The 20,241-nt window shown below is 75.2% G+C and carries 8 protein-coding genes and 1 tRNA gene; 8 read left to right on the top strand and 1 reads right to left on the bottom strand.

What is annotated here, in order from left to right:
* Positions 1 to 79 precede the first annotated feature (79 nt).
* The 3 genes from RM609_RS01985 (at position 80) to RM609_RS01975 (ending at position 3,424) form a co-directional block, all read left to right on the top strand.
* On the top strand, positions 80 to 994 hold the full coding sequence (locus RM609_RS01985; protein WP_311607342.1) for a LysR family transcriptional regulator: 915 nt from the start codon (positions 80 to 82) through the stop codon (positions 992 to 994).
* A gap of 167 nt (positions 995 to 1,161) precedes the next feature.
* The gene (locus RM609_RS01980; protein ID WP_311607340.1) at positions 1,162 to 1,488 is read left to right on the top strand and encodes a putative quinol monooxygenase; all 327 of its coding nucleotides are present in this window, start codon (positions 1,162 to 1,164) and stop codon (positions 1,486 to 1,488) included.
* A gap of 142 nt (positions 1,489 to 1,630) precedes the next feature.
* Positions 1,631 to 3,424, top strand: coding sequence for a choice-of-anchor A family protein (locus RM609_RS01975; RefSeq protein WP_311607339.1), 1,794 nt, complete (start codon positions 1,631 to 1,633; stop codon positions 3,422 to 3,424).
* A gap of 13 nt (positions 3,425 to 3,437) precedes the next feature.
* On the opposite strand, the gene RM609_RS01970 is transcribed toward RM609_RS01975, so the two are convergent.
* Positions 3,438 to 4,568: a WD40/YVTN/BNR-like repeat-containing protein gene (locus RM609_RS01970; RefSeq protein WP_311607338.1), complete on the bottom strand. Its 1,131-nt coding sequence runs from the start codon at positions 4,566 to 4,568 to the stop codon at positions 3,438 to 3,440.
* 119 nt (positions 4,569 to 4,687) lie between these two features.
* Between RM609_RS01970 and RM609_RS01965 the strand changes: the two genes are divergently transcribed.
* The 5 genes from RM609_RS01965 (at position 4,688) to RM609_RS01945 (ending at position 20,207) form a co-directional block, all read left to right on the top strand.
* Positions 4,688 to 4,761 (top strand) — tRNA-Lys (locus tag RM609_RS01965).
* Positions 4,762 to 4,992: 231 nt separating this feature from the next.
* Positions 4,993 to 6,243 carry a cytochrome P450 gene (locus RM609_RS01960; protein WP_311607337.1) on the top strand — a complete coding sequence of 417 codons (1,251 nt, stop codon included), beginning with the start codon at positions 4,993 to 4,995 and terminating at the stop codon, positions 6,241 to 6,243.
* Positions 6,240 to 7,877: a PfaD family polyunsaturated fatty acid/polyketide biosynthesis protein gene (locus tag RM609_RS01955; protein ID WP_311607332.1), complete on the top strand. Its 1,638-nt coding sequence runs from the start codon at positions 6,240 to 6,242 to the stop codon at positions 7,875 to 7,877. Before RM609_RS01960 ends, RM609_RS01955 begins: the two co-directional genes overlap by 4 nt.
* Before the next feature lie 59 nt (positions 7,878 to 7,936).
* Positions 7,937 to 14,023, top strand: a complete 6,087-nt coding sequence (locus tag RM609_RS01950; RefSeq protein WP_311607331.1) for an SDR family oxidoreductase — start codon at positions 7,937 to 7,939, stop codon at positions 14,021 to 14,023.
* Between the two features lie 7 nt (positions 14,024 to 14,030).
* A complete protein-coding gene (locus RM609_RS01945; protein ID WP_311607330.1) occupies positions 14,031 to 20,207 on the top strand; it encodes a beta-ketoacyl synthase N-terminal-like domain-containing protein in 6,177 nt (2,058 codons plus the stop codon).
* Positions 20,208 to 20,241 lie beyond the last annotated feature (34 nt).

Below are 20,241 nucleotides of genomic sequence, written 5' to 3'. Positions count from 1 at the left end.
CGGCTGTGGACTGTGAAGTCCATCAACGTTATGCGGTGACACCTGTGAAGCTCTGCTTCATGGATGCGATAGTGGACAAATGATCGACCCCCGCCGGCTCAGGGTGCTGAGTGCCCTCGCCGACCACGGCACCGTGACCGCGGCCGCCCACGCCCTGTACCTCTCGCCCTCGGCGGTCTCCCAGCAGCTCGCCGCCCTGGAGGCGGAGACCGGGCACGCCCTGCTGGAACGGCGCGGCCGTACGGTGCGGCTCACGGCGGCCGGCAGCGTTCTGGCCGGGCACGCGGTGGAGGTCGCCGCCCAGCTGGAGCGGGCCGAGGCCGACCTGGCCCGGTGCTCCACCGGCCTGGTGGGCGAGGTGACCGTCGCGGCCTTCGCCACGTCCATCACCGAGGTCGTCGCCCCCGCCGTGGCCGGCCTCGGCCGGCGGGCGCCCCAGGTCCGGGTGCGGGTCAAGGACGCCGAGGGACACGCCAGCGCCCGGCTGCTGCTGGACGGCGAGGCCGACATCGCCGTGGCCGTCGAGCACCGCGACGCCCTGGCGTCCGACGCCGGGCGGCTGCTGCACGCCCCGCTCTACGAGGAGCCCTTCGACGCCGTCCTGCCGCCCGGCCACCGGCTGGCCGACAAGCCGGAGGTGGACCTCACGGACCTGCGGGACGACCCGTGGATCACCCCCTGGCCGGGCAACCCCGTCCACGAGGCCGTGGTGCGGGCCTGCGAGGAGGCCCGGTTCCGGCCCCGCGTGGAGTGCCTCTCGGACGACTTCTCGGCGGTCTGCGCGCTGGTGGCCGTCGGGGCGGGCGTCGCGCTCGTACCGCGCTCGGCCCTCCACGGCATCCGCCCGGCGCTCACCCCCGCCGTCCGCCCGCTGCGCGGTCCGGGCCCCACGCGCCGGGTCTTCACCGCGGTCCGCCGGGGCAGCGAGGGGCACCCCCTGCTGAGGCTGGCGCTGTCGGAGCTGCGCGACCGGGCGGCAGCCCTCACGGCGTGAGCCGGGCGGCGATCCGGGGCAACTGCGGCCTGAGGCCACCGCGGCCCGTGGTCACCGCGGCCCGTTTTCCGGCAGGGCCGGAATCGGCGGCACCGGCGTTCGCGGGCCGCGCGGGGCCGGGGCACGATGGTGTTCGATTCCGTCGTACGCATCCCCCGGGAGCACGCATGATCTTCATCGCCGTCAAGTTCACCATCCGCCCCGAGCGCAGCGCCGAGTGGCTGGACCTGGTCAAGGACTTCACCGAGGCCACCCGCGCGGAGGAGGGCAACGTCTTCTACGAGTGGTCCAAGAGCGTCGACAACCCCCACCAGTTCGTCCTGCTGGAGGCGTTCAAGGACGGCGAGGCGGGCGAGGTGCACGTTGCCTCCGAGCACTTCAAGACCGCCATGGCCTGGATGCCCGACGTCGTCGCGAGCACGCCGGAGATCATCCACGTCGAGACGCCGGGCACCGGCTGGTCGGCGATGGCCGAGGTGTCGCCGCGCCAGTGAGGCCGTCCGGCCGGGCGCGCCGGGGACGGGGCTGTTCGGGGCACGACCCGGCGCGTCGGAATATCTGAAGAGATGGTCAAAGCCATAGTCGGGATCGTGTGACGAAAACGTCGACAAAGCGATTAGACCAGGCGGAGACATAGTGAACGCAGCCACGGCCAGGCCTCCCGACGATCCCCGGACCCGCTTCCGCGCCCGGTGCACGGCATGGCTGCGGCGCACGGCCGCGGGCGCCGCCACCGCGGCCGCCGCACTCGGCGGCCTGGCCCTGCCCGCCCTGGCGGCCCCGCTGCCCGGCGGCCTCGGCCCCTGTCTGCCGGGCAGCTGCCCCCGGACCTATCCCGCCCTCAACAACAGGCCGTTCACGGGCCGCGACGACAACATCAACGTCTTCACCGGCGGTGACTTCCGGGTACGCGGCGGCGCCGCCGGGGCCGAGGGCCGGGTCGTGACCCTCGGCGACTTCGATGTGAACAAGTCCTCCGGCGGCGCCCTCTACAACGTGGGTGTCGTCGGCGTCGGCTCCCGCGTCCCCCCGTCCGACGGCGCCGACTTCCTGACCGCCGACGGGGACGTCCTCGTCGCCCCCGGCCAGCGGCTGGACGCCGGGCGCGGCGTCGTCCGGCACGCGGGCGACGTCTCCGGCCTGGTCATCGGCGGCGACGCCGCGGCTGCGGACGCCGCCCGGCCCTACGCCGGGCTGCGCGAGCAACTCGCCGTCGCCGGCCGCTGCTACGCCCGCGGCGCGGACGGGCAGGCCCGCCCGGCCACCGGCACCGCGCGCAACACCGGCACGGAGACCGTGTTCACCGGCGACGGCACCTCCCGGCTCCAGGTGTTCCACGTCGGCTTCGACCTCGTCGGCCGCGACGGCGGCCAGCAGGCCATCCGCTTCACCGGCATCCCCACCGGCGCCACCGTCCTCGTCAACCTCGAAGGCCGCTCCCGCGTCGTCAACACCTTCAGCGGCGGCACCACCGACGACAACCCCCTCAACCGGCTCCGCGAGCACCTGCTGTGGAACCTCCCCGACGCCCGGCGCGCCGACTTCCTGGGCACCGGCCAGTTCCAGGGCAGCGTCCTCGTCGGCGACCCCACCAGCGAGACCACGGTCACCCTGCCGGGCATGAACGGCCGCTTCTTCACCGCCGGTTCGCTCACCCACACCTCCGCCACGGGCGGCGCCGGCGGCCAGCAGTTCCACGCCTACCCCTTCACCGGCGACCTCCCCGACTGCGCGCCCCCGCCCCGGCCCACCGGCGAGGTCACGGTGGTGCAGCGGGACGCCCAGGACGGCCGGCCCCTGCAGGGCGCCCGGTTCCAGCTCTGGCGGGAGACCAACGGCGTCCAGGGCCTCCAGACCTCCGGCGACCGCCCCGACACCCGCTCCGCCGACGAATGCGTCACCGACACCCATGGCGAGTGCCGCACCATCGTGGATCCCGGCGCCTACTACTGGCAGGAGCTCCAGCCCCCACCCGGCTACCGGTTCCCCGAACGCACGGTGTTCGGGCCGCTCGTGCTCACCGCCGTCAACGCGCCCGAGGGCGTCTCCCTCACCGTCGGCAACACCCCGGCGCCGGACTCCTACGGCTCGATCCACCTGGTGACCAAGGACACCAGGACCGGCCGGCCGTTGCCCGGGGCCCGCTTCGAGCTGTGGCGGGAGACCAACGGCCGCCCGGGGCTCCAGATCGCGGGCGCCGCCCCCGACCGCCGGGCCGACCCCGGATGCGTCACCGACCGGGCGGGCCGCTGCGCCTTCCGGGGCCTGCCGCCGGGCGCCTACTACCTGCGCCAGACCACCGTGCCCGCCGGCTATCTCCCGCCTCCGGTGCGGGCCTTCGGGCCGTACGCGGTGACCGTCGCCAACGCGAGGTCCGGCATCACCGTGACGCTGAAGAACTCCCCACGCGAACAGGGCGGGCGCGCGTGACGTGACGCGCGGGTCAGTCGACCCGCACCTCCTCCACGCCCAGGTACATCACCTCCGGCCGGGCCGGGTTGAAGGCGATCGCGGAGACGCCGTCGTAGGCGTTGTGCGTCGCCGTCACCCGGCCCGTCGAGGCGTCGTAGCGGAACAGGTCGGTGCCGTAGTTCTGGAAGTACGTGCCGTACGCGAAGTGGAGGACCTTGGCGTCGACCGGGCTCGGCGCCAGCAGCGTGCCGTTGGTGAGCTTGACCGCGGCGGAGTCGTCGACGGCCTTGGCGTACGTCAGGCCGCCGTCGGTCGACCGGTACAGATGCCGCCCCTCGGAGGACGAGCCCGGCGCGGCCTCCACCAGGTCGATGCCCAGGGCGTAGACGACCGAAGGATCGGCGGGGGAGACGGCGGCGTCGAAGAGGTTCGCCCGCCCGCCGTCGGCCGACAGCCCGCGCGCCGCCCGCCAGGTGACGCCCCCGTCGGTGGTCACGGCTCCACCGGCCGCCATGCCGCCGGCGACGGCGTGATCGGGGTCGGCCGGGTCGAAGGCCACGCCGTAGACGCTCGCCGTGCCGCCGAACGCCGGGGTGCCGACGCGGCGCCAGGTGGCCCCGCCGTCCACGGAGTCGTACAACTGCCCGTCGCTCCCCGCCAGACGCACATGGCCGGGCCGCGCCCGGTCGGTGCCCAGGCCGCTGACGCGCGCGGTCGGCGCCTTCAGGGGCGTGACGGTGGTGCCGTCCACACGGGCGAGGTAACGGCCGTTCTTCTGCCAGGCGAAGGCCCGGCCGCCGGGCGCCGCGGCCAGCCGCACGGACGCGCTGCCGAGCGTGGCGACGCGCTGCCAGCCGCAGCCGGCGTCGGTGGAGCGCAGCAGGGCGTCGTTGTGGGTGGCGAGCAGGGTGCCGGGGGTGTCCAGCGCGACCAGACCGTGGGTGTAGCCGGTGGCCTTGAGGGTGCCGGTGGTGGGCGCGAGGGTTCTGCCGTCGTCGGTGGTGAAGGTGACGGAGCCGTCACCGGTGACACGAGTGCAGGAAGGTGCCGTCCAGGAAGCCGGTCCGGTGGCCGCGGTGGTGGGCGGCTGCGTGGAGGCGGGCGACTGGACGAGCGTGAGGGCGGCGGCCGCCGCGGTGGCGGCGATACCGATCCGCTGCATGGGATCTCCTGACGTGGGCAAGGGGTGGAGCCAACCGGGCGATCATGCCCCTGGGACGGGGAGGGCAACCATGGGCCGATGGCACCAAGCATGTCACCCGATCGGGTAGTATTCCTTTCGCGCCGCTAGCTCAGTTGGCTAGAGCGGCTGACTCTTAATCAGCAGGTCCGGGGTTCGAGTCCCTGGTGGCGCACTGAACGAACACGAAGGCCCCCACCGGATGGTGGGGGCCTTCGTCGTGCGCGTACTTCTGCTGGATTTCGCCCGATCGGCTGACCTCGTTTCGCCCACAGAGTAGTGATTTGTACGCCGGGCAGCCTTCCCTAAAGCCCGACCGGGCGAAGCGGAAGGAGCCGCTGTCATGGCGTCAGGACCATCAGGCTCTCCAGGACCCGCCCGGGCCGGCTGGACCGACATCGCGCGGATGTCCTTTCTCGGCCTACTCCCCACCCTCGCCCAGGGGCCCGTCATCCGCCGCCCGCTCGCCGTCAGGCTGGCAGCCGCGCTGGACACCAACGCCTGGGGCTGCCGGGTGCTCGACGGGCTGCGGGAGCGCCACGGCCCGGGACCGCTGCTCGTCACCGTCCCCGGCCGGACGGTGCTCGTCCTCCTCTCGGCCGACGACGCCCGGCGCGTCCTGGCCGAGACCGACGGGTCGTTCACGGCCGCCAACCGGGAGAAGACGGCGGCCCTGTCCCACTTCGAGCCGGGCGGCGCACTGATCACCCGTGGAGCCGCCAGGGCGGCGCGGCGAAGGTTCAACGAGGCCGCGCTGGGGCACGGCGCGGCCGGACCGTGGTTCCACGAGGCGTGCCGGACGGCCGCCCGGGAGGAGGCGCTGCCCCTGCTGACCCGGGACGAACTCACCTGGAAACGGTTCCACGGCGCCTATCAGCGCGTCGTGCGCCGGGTCGTCCTCGGTGACACCGCCCGCGCCGACGAGCGGATCACCGAGCTGCGGGACAAGCTGCGCGGCGACGGCAACTGGTTCATGCTCCACCGCAAACGCCACCGGCTGCGCGCCGAGTTGTTCGACCGCACCCGGCGCTATCTCGACCTGCCCGAGCCGGGCGGCCTGGCCCGCGCGGTACGCGCCACCCCCGCCGCGGCCGACGTCGATCCCGTGGCCCAGACGCAGCACTGGTTCTTCGCCTTCGACGCCGCCCCCATCGGCGCCTACCTCGCCCTCGGCCTCCTCGCCTGCCACCCCGAGCAGGAAGCCAGGGCCCGAGCCGACGAAACGTACCTCAGGGCCTGCGTCCTGGAGTCCCAGCGGCTGTGGCCCACCACCCTGGGCATCCTGCGCGACACCACGACCGAGACGCGCTGGCCCGGCGGCTGGTCGCTGCCCGCGGGCACGGCGATCGTCTTCCCCAGCTCGTACTTCCACCGCGACGCCCGGCACATCCCCTACGCCGACCGGTTCGAGCCCGAGGTCTGGCTCGACGGCCGGGCCGAGGCGGAGTGGTCGATCGCGCCGTTCAGCAGGGGCCCGGCCCGCTGCCCCGGCAGGGACATCGTCCTCCTCACCAGCGCCGCGTTCCTCGCCGAACTGCTCCGCCGCGACTGGCACATGGCCTCCTCGCTCCGGCTCGGCCCCGCACGGCCCCTGCCCCGCACCGCCGACCACACATCACTGCGGTTCACGGCCGGCCGGCGCCCGGACCGGCCATGACAGGCCCCAGCACCACGGCCGCCGCTCCGGCCCCCACCGCACCCCTCCAGTGGTACCCGGGCGAGCACCCGGCCGCCTTCGCACCACAGGAGATCCTCGGCGCGGCGGCCGTCATCAGAGAACCCGTGCATCTCGTGGCCGCCCCCACAGGAGCCATCGGCCTCGCCGTCGGCGGCGCCACAGCCCCTCCCGCACCCGGCCGGCAGGGCCTGCCCCTGCTGGGCACCCTGCCGCCGCTGTACCCGGAGTGGCTCGGCGACCGCTCCTTCGGCGAGGCGCACGGCGTCCGCTTCCCCTACGTCGCCGGGGAGATGGCCGGCGGCATCGCGACCGTGGCCATGGTCTCCGCCATGGCCCGGGCGGGCATGCTCGGCTTCTTCGGCGCCGCCGGACTGCACCCGGAGCGCGTCGAACAGGCCACGGCCGAGCTGGCCGCCGAGCTCGCGGGAAGGCCGAACTGGGGCGTCAATCTCATCCATTCCCCCGGCGACCCGGCGCTGGAGGACCGGATCGCCGGGATCGCGCTGCGCCACCGCGTGCCCGCCGTCTCCGCCTCCGCGTTCATGTCGCTCACCCCCGCCGTGATCAGGATCGCCGCTCACGGGCTGCGCCGCGGCCCCCAAGGGCGTGTACTGCGCGGCACACGCCTGTTCGCCAAGGTGTCCCGGCCCGAGGTCGCGGGCCCCTTCATGACACCCGCCCCCGGCCCGCTGCTGCGCGCCCTCGTGGACCGGGGACAACTGACCGAGGCCGAGGCCGAGCTGGCCGCCCGGGTGCCGGTCGCGGAGGACGTCACCGTCGAGGCGGACAGCGGCGGGCACACCGACAACCGGCCCCTCGCCGTCCTCCTCCCGGCCATGCTCGCCCTGCGGGACGAACTCACCGCCGCCCACGGCTACGACCGCGGTATCAGGGTCGGGGCCGCGGGCGGCCTGGGCACCCCCGCCGCGGTGGCCGGCGCCTTCGCCCTGGGCGCCGCGTACGTGCTCACCGGCTCCGTCAACCAGGCCACCCGCGAAGCCGGGCTGTCCGACGACGCGAAGGACATGCTGGCCCGCGCCGACATGGCCGATGTGACCATGGCCCCGGCGGCGGACATGTTCGAGCTCGGCGTCCGACTCCAGGTGCTGCGCCGGGGAACGCTCTTCGCCGCGCGCGCCGGCCGGCTCTACGAGCTCTACCGCGACCACGAGAGCTGGGAGGACATCCCGCCCCGGCAGCGCGACCGGGTCGAACAGGACATCCTCAAGGCGCCGTTCGCCGAGATCTGGGCCGAGACCCGGCGCTTCTGGCAGGACCGGGACCCGGCCCAGGTCCAGCGGGCCGAGCGGGACCCCCGGCACCGCCTCGCCCTCGCCTTCCGCTGGTACCTGGGCATGTCGAGCCGCTGGGCGGTCTCCGGGCACACCGAACGCCGCGCGGACTACCAGATCTGGTGCGGCCCGGCCATGGGCGCCTTCAACCGCTGGGCGGCCGGCAGCTTCCTCGCCGACCCGGCCCGGCGCGACGTGGTCCAGATCGCGCTGAACCTCCTGGAAGGCGCCGCCGTCATCACCCGGGCCCACCAACTGCGCGGCCACGGCGTCGCCGTGCCGGCCACCGCCTTCGCCTTCCGTCCCCGGCGGCTCGCCTAGCTCACCCGGCGGGCTCACGCGCCCCGACCCCGACCCGCTCCGCACCACGAGGACACACCATGCCGGACGAACACCTCCCGGGCCGGGTCCCCGTCGCCGTCGTCGGCCTCGGTGCCCTGCTGCCGGACGCCCACGACGTCGAGCAGAGCTGGCGGCTGATCCTCGGCCGCCGCGACCTCATGAAGGACGTCCCGCCGACCCGGTGGCTGACCGACGACTACTACCACCCCGTCCCCGGCACCCCGAGGAAGGTCTACGTACGGCGCGGCGCCTTCGTCCCCACCGTGGACTTCGCCCCCCTGGCCTACGGCATCCCACCGCAGAGCCTCGCCTCCACGGACACCGCGCAACTGCTCGCCCTCGTGGTCGCAGACCAGCTCCTGCGGGACGCCGAGGACGGAGGCGTCGCCCGGCCGGACGGCGACCGCGTCGCCGTGGTGCTCGGCGCGGCCGCGCTGGGCCTGCTCACGGAGGCCAACGCCCCCACCCAGCTGCCGCTGACGCTCAGGGCCCTGCGCGAACACGGCCTGTCCGAGACGGAGGCCCGGGCGGTGTGCGACCGCGTCCTGACGTACTACCCGGAGCCCACCGAGGACACCTTCCCCGGCCTGCTCGGCAACGTCGTCGCCGGACGCATCGCCAACCGCTTCGACCTCCACGGCACCAACCACACCACGGACGCCGCGTGCGCCAGCTCATTGGCCGCCCTCTCCACCGCCCTGGACGAACTCTCCCTGGGCCGCGCCGACCTGGTGATCAGCGGCGGCGTCGATGTGTCCAACGACATCGGCATGTACTTCTGCTTCACCACCACCCCGGCACTGTCCCCGACCCAGCGGTGCCGGCCGTTCGCGGAGGACGCCGACGGGACCATGCTCGGCGAGGCGGTGGTGATGTTCGCGCTCAAACGGCTGGCCGACGCCGAACGCGACGGAGACGGCGTGTACGCGGTCATCCGCGGCATGGGCAGCTCCTCCGACGGACGAGGCGCCGCGATCTACGCGCCCCGCCCGCGGGGCCAGGCCCTCGCCCTGCGCCGGGCCTACCACGAGGCGGGCTACACGCCCGGCACCGTGGAACTCGTCGAGGCCCACGGCACCGGCACCGTGGCAGGCGACCAGGCGGAGTTCGCCGCCCTGCGCGAAGTGTTCGAGTCGTCCGGCCGCACCGACCCGCAATGGTGCGCCCTGGGATCGGTCAAGTCCCAGATCGGCCACACCAAGTGCGCGGCGGGAGCGGCCGGCCTGCTCAAGGCCGTCCTCGCCCTCCACCACAAGGTGCTGCCGCCCACCATCAACGCCGAACGCCCCCACCCCGGCCTGCACATGGAATCCAGCCCCTTCTACCTCAACACCCGCGCCCGCCCCTGGATCCGGCCCGACGGCGGGCCCCGCCGCGCGTCCGTATCCAGCTTCGGGTTCGGCGGCACCAACTTCCACGTCACCCTGGAGGAACACCGCGCCCCGGCCGGCGGCCGGCCGCGCCTGCGGACCGCGCCGACCGAACTCCTCCTGCTCGGCGCCGACTCCGCCGAGGACCTGCGCGACCGCGTCGCCGCACTGCGCCGGGCCGCGACGGAGAGCGACGCGGGGAAGGGACACGGCCTCGCCGGCCTGGCGCGCCGCAGCCAGGAGGAGTTCCGGGCCGACGCCGGACGACGGCTCGCCGTGCTGGCCGCCGACGGCGCCCAGCTCGTCGAACGCCTCGACCGGGCCGCGGCGGCCCTCGACGCCGGGAAGAGCCCCTCCCAGCCGCTCGCCCTGCACTGGGGCGCCGGGCCGCGCGAGCCGGGCCGCACCGCCTGGCTGTTCCCCGGCCAGGGCGCCCAGTACGTGGGGATGGGGGGCGACCTCGCGGCCCACCACCCCGGGGCGCTCGCGGTCTGGGACGCGGCCGGCGGCACGGGCCCCGACGGCACGCCGCTGCACCGCGTGGTCTTCCCCCCGCCCGTACCCGAGGAGCGGCGTGCCGCTCGGCAGGAGCCGCTCACGGCCACCGAGTGGGCGCAACCCGCCCTCGCCGCGCACAGCCTGGCGCTGCTGGCCCTGCTGGCGGAGTTCGGGCTCCGGCCCGACTGCGTCGCGGGCCACAGCCTCGGCGAGCTCATCGCCCTGCACGCGGCGGGCGCCTACGACGCGGACACGCTCCTGCGGCTGGCCCGCGCCCGGGGCGAGGCCGTGCGCGACGCGGCGGCCGCCACCCCGGGCACGATGCTGGTGATCCGCGCCGGCCCCCACGACACCCGCGAGGCACTGGACCGTCACGGAGCGCGGGACGTATGGATCGCCAACCACAACGCCCCCCGGCAGACCGTCGTCTCGGGCACGGCCGAGGCCATCGCGGCGGTGACCGGACGGATGCGGGAGTCCGGCATCGGCACCGTGCCGCTGGCCGCCCCCGCCGCCTTCCACAGCCCGCTCGTCGCGGCCGCCCGGGCCCCCTTCGCCGAAGCCCTGGCGGGCGCCGCCATCACGCCCCCGGCCCTGGACGTCCTCTCCAACACCGACGCCGCCCCCTACCCGCCCGACCCGGAACGGATCCGCGCCCGCCTCGCCGGGCACCTGGCCGAACCCGTGCGCTTCATGGAGCAGATCGAGGCCATGTACGCGGCCGGGGTACGGACCTTCGTCGAAGCGGGCCCGGGCACGGTGCTCACCGCGCTGGTCGGACAGATCCTCGGCGACCGGCCCCACCTGGCCGTACCGCTCGACCGCCGCGACACCCACGGCGTGACCGCCTTCCAGGACGCCCTGGCCCGGCTCGCCGTCCACGGCACCCCCATGGACTTCGCGCCCTACTGGCGGCACTACACCCGGCCGCCCGCCGCCGCCCAGGGACGGAAGCCGAGGATGACCGTACCCATCGACGGAGGCAACCTCGGCCGGCGCTACCCGCCGCAGGAAGCGGCCGGGGCGAGCGCGCCCCCGGCCCCGGCGGACGGGCCCGGGGCGACCGCCCCGTTCACGCTGCCCGCCGCGCCCCGGCTGCCCGGTGTCCCGGCCGCGCGCTCCGCGCCCGCGCCGCAGGTCGTCGGGACGCCGCCGGCCGTCGCCACCTCGCCGGCCGCACCGACACCGCCGGCCGTCCCCGTGGCGCCTCCTGTCCCCGCGCCGTCCGGCGTGCGGGCGCCGGTGCCGTCAGCCGGGCCGGTCCCGTCGGCCGGGCCCATGACGCCCGCCGTGCCCTCGCAGGCAGCCGCTCCGGCGGCCGGGGAGGAGGAGCGGGTGGCCCTGATCGAGGACGCCCAGCGCCAGACCGCCGACGCCCACGCCGTCTTCCTGCGCTGTATGAGCGAGGCGCATCAGGCCTTCCTGAAGATGTCCGAGACGTCCTTCGCGGCGCTGGTGGGGTCGCCCGACGTCGTCCCCCCGGACCGGTCCGGTGAACCCGACGACGCGTTCCCCGGCCCCCGGCCCGCCCCCGGAACGGCCCTTCCCGCCGTGGTGCCCGCGATGCCGGTGCCGGGGCCGGTGCCGGGGCCGGGGCCGAGCGAGGAAACCGAACCCGCACCGCCGTCCGCCGAACCGGCCGCCGGCCAACCGGCCGCGGCCGCCCTCAATCTCGACCCCGAGCGACTGGAGGAGACGCTGCTGGCCGTGGTCGCCGAACGGACGGGCTATCCGGTCGAGATGCTCGGCCTGGACATGGAACTGGAGTCGGAGCTGGGCATCGACTCCATCAAACGCGTCGAGATCCTCTCCCTCCTCAACCAGCGCGTGGGGGAGCTGCCCGAACTCCACGGCGACCCGGCGGAACTGGTCTCCCTGCGGACGCTCCGGCAGGTCGCCGACAAGCTCCGCTCGATGGCGGACGGCACGGAGGCGCCGCCCGCGCCGTCCTTCCCCGGCATCGGCCGGTACGCGCCGCGCGCCGTCCCGGCCCCGCCGACCGGGCTGTCGCTCCCCGGACTGCGGGAGCACACCCTGCACGTGGTCGACGGGGGATCGGGCCTGGCCACCCTCGTGGCCGAGCGGCTGGAGGCGCGGGGAGTGCGGGCCGAGCCGGTCACGGCCCCGACCGCGGAGACGCGAGCGGTGCTGCTGCTCGGCGGCCTGGCCGAAGGCCTGACCGTCGACGCCATGCTGGACGCGCAGCGCGCGGCCTTCGCGGCGGCGCGCCTGGTGGCCCCGCGCTTCACGGACGAGGGCGGTGTGTTCGTCACGGCCCAGGACACCGGCGGCGACTTCGGCACCGGGGGAACGCAAGGGGAACGCGCCTGGCTCGGCGGCCTGGCGGGACTCGTCCGCACCCTCGCGGGGGAGTGGCCCAAGGCGGCGGTCAAGGCCGTCGACTGCGCGCGCTCGGGCCGTACGCCCCAGGCCGTCGCCGACGCCCTCGTCGCCGAACTGCTCCACGGCGGCCCCCTGCTGGAGGCGGGCCTGCCCCCGGACGGAAGCCGGATCACGGTGCTGGCCGTCCCGGCCCCGCCGGGAGACGGGGACGGCGGGCCGGGCCCCGACGACGTCCTCGTCGTCACCGGAGGCGCCCGAGGGGTGACCGCCGCCGCGGTGACGGCGCTCGCCCGGGCCCGGCGGCCGCGCCTGGCGCTCCTCGGCCGCACCGAATTGGCCGACGAACCCCCGGGGCTGCCCGCAGAGTCCGACGAGCCCGCCCTCGTACGCGCCCTCGCCGCGCGGCACCCGGACGCCGCGCCCGCCGAACTCGCCCGGCGGGCCCGCCACGTCCTGGCCGTCCGCGAGATCCGGGCCACCCTCGCGGCCGTCGAGGAGACGGGCGCGCCCGTGCGCTACATCCCCGCCGACACGCGCGACCCCGCCGCCGTACGCGCCGCCCTCGACACCGTCCGCGCCGAGTTGGGACCGGTGACCGGCATCGTGCACGGCGCCGGAGTGCTGGCGGACAGGCGGATCGCCGACAAGACCGACGAGCAGTTCGACGAGGTCTTCGGCACCAAGACCACCGGGCTGCGCACCCTGCTGGAGGCGACGGCCGCAGACCCGCTGCGCACGCTCTGCGTGTTCTCGTCTGTGGCGGGCGCCTTCGGGAACCCGGGGCAGAGCGACTACGCGATGGCCAACGCGACGCTCGACCAGGTGGCCGCGGCCGAGGCGGCCGCCCGGCCCGGCTGCCGGGTCCGTGCCCTCGCGTGGGGGCCCTGGCAGGGCGGCATGGTCACCCCGGCGCTGGCCGACCGCTTCACAGCGGCCGGCGTGCCCCTGCTGGACGTCCGGGCCGGCGCCCGGGCCTTCATCGAGGAGATGGCCCACGAGGGCCCGGACAGCCAGGTGCTCCTCACGGCGTCGGACGTGCGGCAGGAGCCCCCCGCCGCCCTGCCGCCGACCGGTCTGCGGCACCCCCGGACCGCCGGGGCGCGCGTCACACCGGATACGCATCCGTACCTGGCCCACCACGTCATCCGGGGGAGGGTGGTCCTGCCGCTGGCCCAGTCCCTGGAGTGGATCCTCGCGGCCGCCCGGGACTGGAACCCGGGGAGCGCCGCCCCGACACTGCGTGAGGTCCGCGTCATGCTGCCGGCTGTCTGGGACGGGAGGGAGGTGGAGGAACGGGAGTTCACTCTCCACGGCACGTGCGCCCCCGGAGGCTCCGGGCCGCTGTCGGTGGAACTGCGCTCGGCGCCGGACCGTGTGCACTGCGTGGCGCTCGTCGGCCCGCCCGACGGCCCGGAGGAAGGAAGCGGGCACGCCTCGCCGACGACGGACCTCGCCCTGCCCCCTTGGGAACACGGAGAGATCTACGACGGACATGTCCTCTTCCACGGCCCGCTGTGGCACGCGCTGACGGGCATCGAGGGGATGGGGCCGGCCGGAGCGCGAGGCACCCTCACCGGCCTGACCGCCCTGGGCTGGCCCGGCGACACCTGGCAGACGGACCCGGCCGTCCTCGACGGCGCCCTGCAACTCGCCCTGCTCTGGGCGCGCGAGGTTCTCGGTCGCCCCGCGCTCCCGATGGCCGTCGGGACGATCCGGATCCACCACAGCGGACCGGCGCGGGGTCCTGTCACCTGCACGCTCCTGGCCGTACGGACCGAGGGCACCCGCGCCGTCTGCCACCTGTGGCTGACCGGCCGGGACGGCGCCCCGTTCGCCGAACTGCTCGACGTCGAGATGATCCAGCGACCCGACAAGCCGCCCGCACGGCAGAGTGACGAGAACGGCGGGAAGTGAGACACCGGTGATCAGCGAACCCATCGCCGTCGTGGGGCGGGGCTGCGTCCTGCCGGACGCGCTGAGCCCGGAGGCGTTCTGGCGGAACGTCCTCGACCGCCGCGTCAGCCTCGCACCGGCCCCGCGGGACCGCTGGAGGCTGCCGCCCGGCACCGACACGGCCGGGCTCGGCGTGCCGGACCACGTGTTCAGCGGCATCGGCGGATTCGTCCGCGGCTTCGAAGCCGCCTTCGACCCCACCGGATACGCCCTGCCCCCCGAGGAGATCCTGCGGCTCGATCCGCTCTTCCAATGGCCCCTGTACACCGGACGCCAGGCCCTGGCCGAGGCCGGGCACCCCGCCGCCCCACCACGCACAGGTCTGGTGCTCGGCAACCTGTCGTATCCCTCCACCGCCGCCGTCCGGCACACCGAGCAGGTGTGGCTCTCGGCCCAGGAACCCACGGTCCGGGACGCCCTGCTGGCTTCGTCGCCCTCCCCCCGGCCCCACGCCCACAACCGCTTCTCCTCCGGCCTGCCCGCCCTGCTCACGGCCCGCGCACTGGGCCTCGACGGTGGCGCGTACGCCCTGGACGCGGCCTGTGCCACATCGCTGTACGCGGTCAAGCTCGCCTGCGACCGCCTCCAGGACGGGTCGGCCGACCTGATGCTGGCGGGCGCGGTGAACCGTGCCGATGCCCTGTTCGTCCACGGCGGTTTCGCGCTCATGGGCGCGATCAGCCCGACCGGGCGCAGCCGGCCGTTCCACCGCGACGCCGACGGCCTGGTGCCGGGGGAGGGCGCCGTCGTGCTCGCTCTGATGCGGTTGAGCGACGCCCGGGCCCAAGGGCGGCGGGTGTTCGCGGTGGTGCGCGGCGTCGGCCTCGGCAACGACGGCCGGGCCGCCGGGCTGATGGTTCCCGACGCCGCGGGCCAGGAACGCGCGATGCGCGCGGCCTACGTCTCGGCCGGGGTGTCCCCGGAGTCCGTGGGCCTGCTGGAGTGCCACGCCACGGGTACGACCGTCGGGGACGCCGTGGAGGTCCGTTCGGCCAGCCGGGTCTTCGCCGCCCACCGGGCCCTTCCGGCCGGCTCGGTGAAGGCCAACGTAGGCCATCTGCTGACGACCTCGGGCGCGGCGGCCCTGCTCAAGGTGATCGGCGCGCTCGACGCCGGAGTCCGCCCGGCGCCCCCGCACGACGGCACCCCCACCACACTGGAGCGGCCGCTGCGGCTCCTCACGGAGCACGAGGACTGGTCCGGACCGCGCCGCGCCGCGGTGAGCGCGTTCGGCTTCGGCGGTACCAACGCCCACCTCGTCCTCGACGCCGGGGACGCGCACGTGCCGCCGCCGTCCTCTCCGGCGCTCCGCCCGACGGACCCGCCGCTCGCCGTGGTCGCGCTCGCCGTGCGGACCGGCCGGGACGGCGGCACGGACGAATTCGTCGCCGCGCTGTGCTCCGGACGGCCCCATCGTGAGCCGCGTGAGCATGTGGAACTCGCTCTGGAAGGCCTGCGTTTCCCGCCGCTGGACCTGCGGGAGGCCCTGCCCCAGCAACTCCTGGTCCTCGACGCCGCGCGAGAGGTGGCAAAGGAGGTGACTCTCCCGCCGGCGCGTACGGCCGTGGTCGTCGGGGCGGGCGTCGACCCGCAGGTGGGCCGCCACGTCGCGCGGCGGCGCATCGACGGCCTCTGGCAGCGGGCCGGACTGCCCCGGCCCCCGGGACCGCCGACCGGGCTCAGGGACGCCGTCGCGCCCCCGGGCACCGCGGCGGCGGCCTTGGGCACCATGATGAACATCGTCGCCAACCGGATCAACAGCCAGCTCGACCTGACCGGGCCCGGTTTCACCGTGTCGGCCGAGGAGGACTCCGGTACCGCGGCCCTGGCCCTGGCCGCCCGCTTCCTGAGGTCGCACGAGATGGACGCCGTGCTCGTCGGGGCGACCGACCTCGCGCACGACCCCGTGCACCAGGCGGCCCTGCGCGACCTCGGCGTGGCCCGCGAATCCGGGGACGCCGCCGTCGTCCTCGTCCTCAAACGCCTGCCCGACGCCGAGCGGGCCGGGGAGCGCGTCCTGGCGGTCCTCGACGAAGACGGCGCCCGAGACGATCCGCCGGACCTGCGGGTGAGCACCGTTCCCCTGGACGGCGCGCCGGACGGCCTCGACAACTCCTCGCTGTTCGGCACCCCGCACGCCGCCGCCGGCCTGCTCGCCGTCGCGACCGCCGTCACCGCCCTGCGCCACGACATCAGGCCCCGGCCCGGGCGGTTCGCCGAAGCCGGCACGCGGCTGCGCACGGCCGAGGTCGTCGTCCCGGTCCTGGAAGGCCCGGAACGGCACGTCAGGCTGCGGGCGGCTCCCACGACCGCCACCGCCACCGCCGCACGGCGCGACGGCCAGGTCGCCTTCGTGTACACCAACGGCTCGGCCGCCTACCCGCACATGGGCCGCGAGCTGACCGACGCCCTGCCCGACCTCGCCGAGGCCGTCCGGCAGCGCTGCGACAGCGGGGACGCGCCCTGGCCGCCACCGGACTTCGCCGACACCGGCGTGCTCGGCAGGATCTGGGCCGCCACCCGGCTCGCGGCCCTGCACACCCTGATCACGCGGTACGCCCTCGGCCTGCGCCCCGACGCGGCCATCGGCTACTCCTCCGGTGAGACCTCCGCGCTCGTCGCCCTGGAGGCATGGCCCGACGCGGCGGCCCTGGCCGAGGACGCCCGCGGCGGCGGGCTGTTCACCCACGATGTGACGGGCGAGTACCGGGCGATCCGCCGGTACTGGCGAGCCAGGGGCATCACCGGTCGGCGCTGGCGGAACTACCTGGTCACCGCGCCGGCGGAACGGGTCCGGGAAGCCGTCGCCGATCAGCCCGCCGTGCACCTGATGGCGGTCAACGCCCCCGGCGTCTGCGTCGTCGGCGGCGAGGAGAGCGCCTGCGCGGCCCTGGTGCGCGACCGCTTCCCCCACGCGGCGGTCCGGCTCGACTACGACATCGCCGCCCACGTCCCCGAGCTGGCGGAGGTCCGCGAGGACTGGTACCGGCTGCACCGCCGGCGCACCGTGCCCGTACCGGGCGTCCGCTTCTACCGGGGCGACACCGCGGAGTCGTACCTGCCGACCGAGGAGAGCGCCGCCGACTCCATCACGGGAGGGGCCACGAGGACGATCGACTTCCCGGCGGTGATCGAGCGGGCCTACGCCGACGGCGTCCGCGTCTTCGTCGAACACGGCCCCGGCTCCCTGTGCACCGACTGGATCACCCGCATCCTGGCCGGCCGGCCCCACCTGGCGGTGGCGCTCGACGAACCCGGCGGACGCGCGCTGCGCCGGCTGCGCCAGTCCGTGGAAAAGCTGGCGGCGGCCGGACTGTGCGACCCGCTCCTCCTGTCACGCCTGCTGGACAAGGCGGACACCGACACGTCGAGGACCCGGCGGGTGCTGCGCGTACCGGCCCACTCTCCCGCCGTCCGGCTGCCCGTGCCGGACCGGCTCGCCACCGTGATGGCTCCCGCGCCCGCCCTGCCCACCACGCTCCCCGTATCCCCCACGCACGAGCGGCCGACCGTCGTCCCGGCCGCGCGCCCGCCCGAACCGCCCCTGACGGGCCGTACGGCCGCCATCGCCCGGCACCGAGACCGGGTCACCGCCCTCCACCGGCAGTACCTGACGGAACAGACCGCCCTCCACCTGCGGTACCTGCGCGGGGAGCGGACGATGAGGGACGCCCTGCCCCGCGTACCGTCCCTCCGGCTCCCGGAGCAGTCGCCCTTTGCGCGACAACCCGCCCTGCCCGGCCCGAAGTTCGACCGGGCCCAGCTGGAACGGCTCGCGGACGGGCCGGTCTCCGAGCTCTTCGGCCCGCTGTTCGCCGCCCAGGACGGCCACCACCGCCAGACCCGGCTCCCCGGCCCGCCGCTGCTGCTGGTGGACCGCGTCACGGGCATCGACGCCGAACCGGCCTCCATGGGCACGGGCACCATCTGGACCGAGACCGACCTGCGCCCCGACGCCTGGTACCTCGACCACACCGGGCACATCCCCGCCGGACTCCTGGTCGAGGCGGGCCAGGCCGACCTGCTCCTCATCAGCTGGCTCGGCGTCGACCTCCTCAACCGCGGCGAGCGCGTCTACCGCCTCCTCGGCTGCGAGGCCACCTACCACGGCGGTGCTCCCCGCGTCGGCCAGACCCTGCGCTACGAGATCCACATCGACGGCCACGCGGAGCACAGGGGCACCCGGCTGTTCTTCTTCCGCTACGACTGCTTCGCCGGTGACGAGCCCGTCGTCAGCATCGCCAACGCCCAGGCCGGATTCTTCACCGACGCCGAACTCGCCGCGGCCGGAGGCATCCGGTGGACCCCCGGCGAGGCCCTCTCCCATGACCTGCCCTTCGACCCCGTCACGCCGCCGCCCACCGCCACGCGCTTCGACGCCGAGGCCGTCCGGGCCTTCGCCGAGGGGCGGCCGTACGACTGCTTCGGACCCGCCTGGAACACCACCCGCGCCCATGTGCGGACACCACGCATCGACAGCGGACGGCTCCTGTTGATCGACGAGGTCACCGCCTTCGAACCGGCCGGAGGGGCGCTCGGCCGCGGCTACCTGCGCGCCGAGACGTGGCTGCGCCCCGACGGCTGGTACTTCGACGGCCACTTCAAGAACGATCCCGTCCTCGCCGGCTCCCTGATGAGTCACGGCGTGCACCAGGCCATGGCCTTCCACCTGGCAGCCCTCGGGCTGACCATCGACCGGGACGCGGCCTGCTTCGAACCCGTGCCCGGCGTCACCGCCGTGTCCCGCTGCCGCAGCCAGGCGACCCCGGACAGCCGGCACGTCGTCTACGAGATCCACGTCGGCGGCCTGAGCGCCGGCCCGGAGCCCGTGCTGTACGCGGAGGCCATGGTCGCCGTGGACGGCGTCAACGCCTTCCACTGCCGGAACCTCGCGCTACGGCTGGTACGGGACGCCCCGCTGGACCACTGGCGGGAACTGGGCCCGCGCCGGGAACAGACCACCGGCGCGCCGCTCGAACTCCGCTCCCTGGGTGGTCTGGTGGGCCATCGCGAGCCCCGGCCGGTCGCCACCGAGAACGGCTTCGCCTTCGGCTACCCCTCGCTGCTCGCCTGCGCCTGGGGACGCCCCGGCCAGGCCTTCGGACCGGACGCCGCCGTCCTGGACCGGGCGGAGACCACCATCCACCTGCCGGGCCCGCCCTACCACTTCATGAGCCGGATCGTGTCCCTGGAGGCGCCCGCGAGCGAACCGAGGGCGGGCAGTGCGGTCGTCGCCGAGTACGACGTCCCGCCGGAGGTCTGGTACTTCGAGCAGAACGGCACCGCCGTGATGCCCTGGGCCGTGCTGATGGAGGTCGCGCTGCAACCCTGCGGCTGGCTCGCCGTCCGCACCGCCGACCCTGCCATCGCCACCGGCCCCCGGCTCGTCTTCCGCAACCTCGACGGCACGGCCCGGCTGCGCCGGCAGGTGCGGCCGGGGGTACGGACCCTGCGCACGCGGGTGGAACTCACCGGCTCCGCCCGGCACGGAAACATCACGATCGTCTCCTTCACCATCGACTGCACCGCCGATGGCGCGCCCCTGCTGAGCGCGACCTCGTCCTTCGGCTTCTTCCCCGGCTCCGCGCTCGACCGGCAGGTCGGCATCCCGGCCGACGCCGAGGAGAGCGCCCGGTGGGCCGCGCCCTGCGACCTCGGCGCCGACCTCACCGCCGAACGCCCGGCCGGGGGTGCGCGGTTGCCCGGCCCCATGCTGCGGATGCTGGACCGGGTCACCGGGCACTGGCCGGACGGCGGCCCGGCGGGCCCGGCCCGGCTGCGGGCCGAGAAGCCGGTCGACCCCGGGGCCTGGTACTTCAAGGCGCACTTCTTCAGGGACCCGGTCCAGCCCGGCTCCCTGGGCGTGGAGGCGATGGCCCAGCTGCTCCAGTACCACTTGCTGAGTACGACACCCGGTCAGGAGACCGCTGCGGGCACCCTCGAACCCCTGACGGACGCGGAGTTCACCTGGCGCTACCGGGGTCAGGTGGTGCCGACCGACGGTCTGGTCACCGTCGGCGTAGACGTCGTCGACGACCGCCGGGACGAGCGGGGGCGCACCGCCCGCGCGGACGGCTGGCTGTGGGTGGACGGCCGCCGCATCTACCGGGTGCGGGGGCTGGGTATGCGGCTGGGCCGCACGTGAAGGACACCGGTCGACCGCATGCTGGAGCGGAGGT

It is taken from the genome of Streptomyces hesseae (assembly GCF_031845785.1).
In the GTDB taxonomy this organism is placed as follows: domain Bacteria; phylum Actinomycetota; class Actinomycetes; order Streptomycetales; family Streptomycetaceae; genus Streptomyces; species Streptomyces hesseae.
This window is presented reverse-complemented; position numbering and strand designations above follow the sequence as displayed.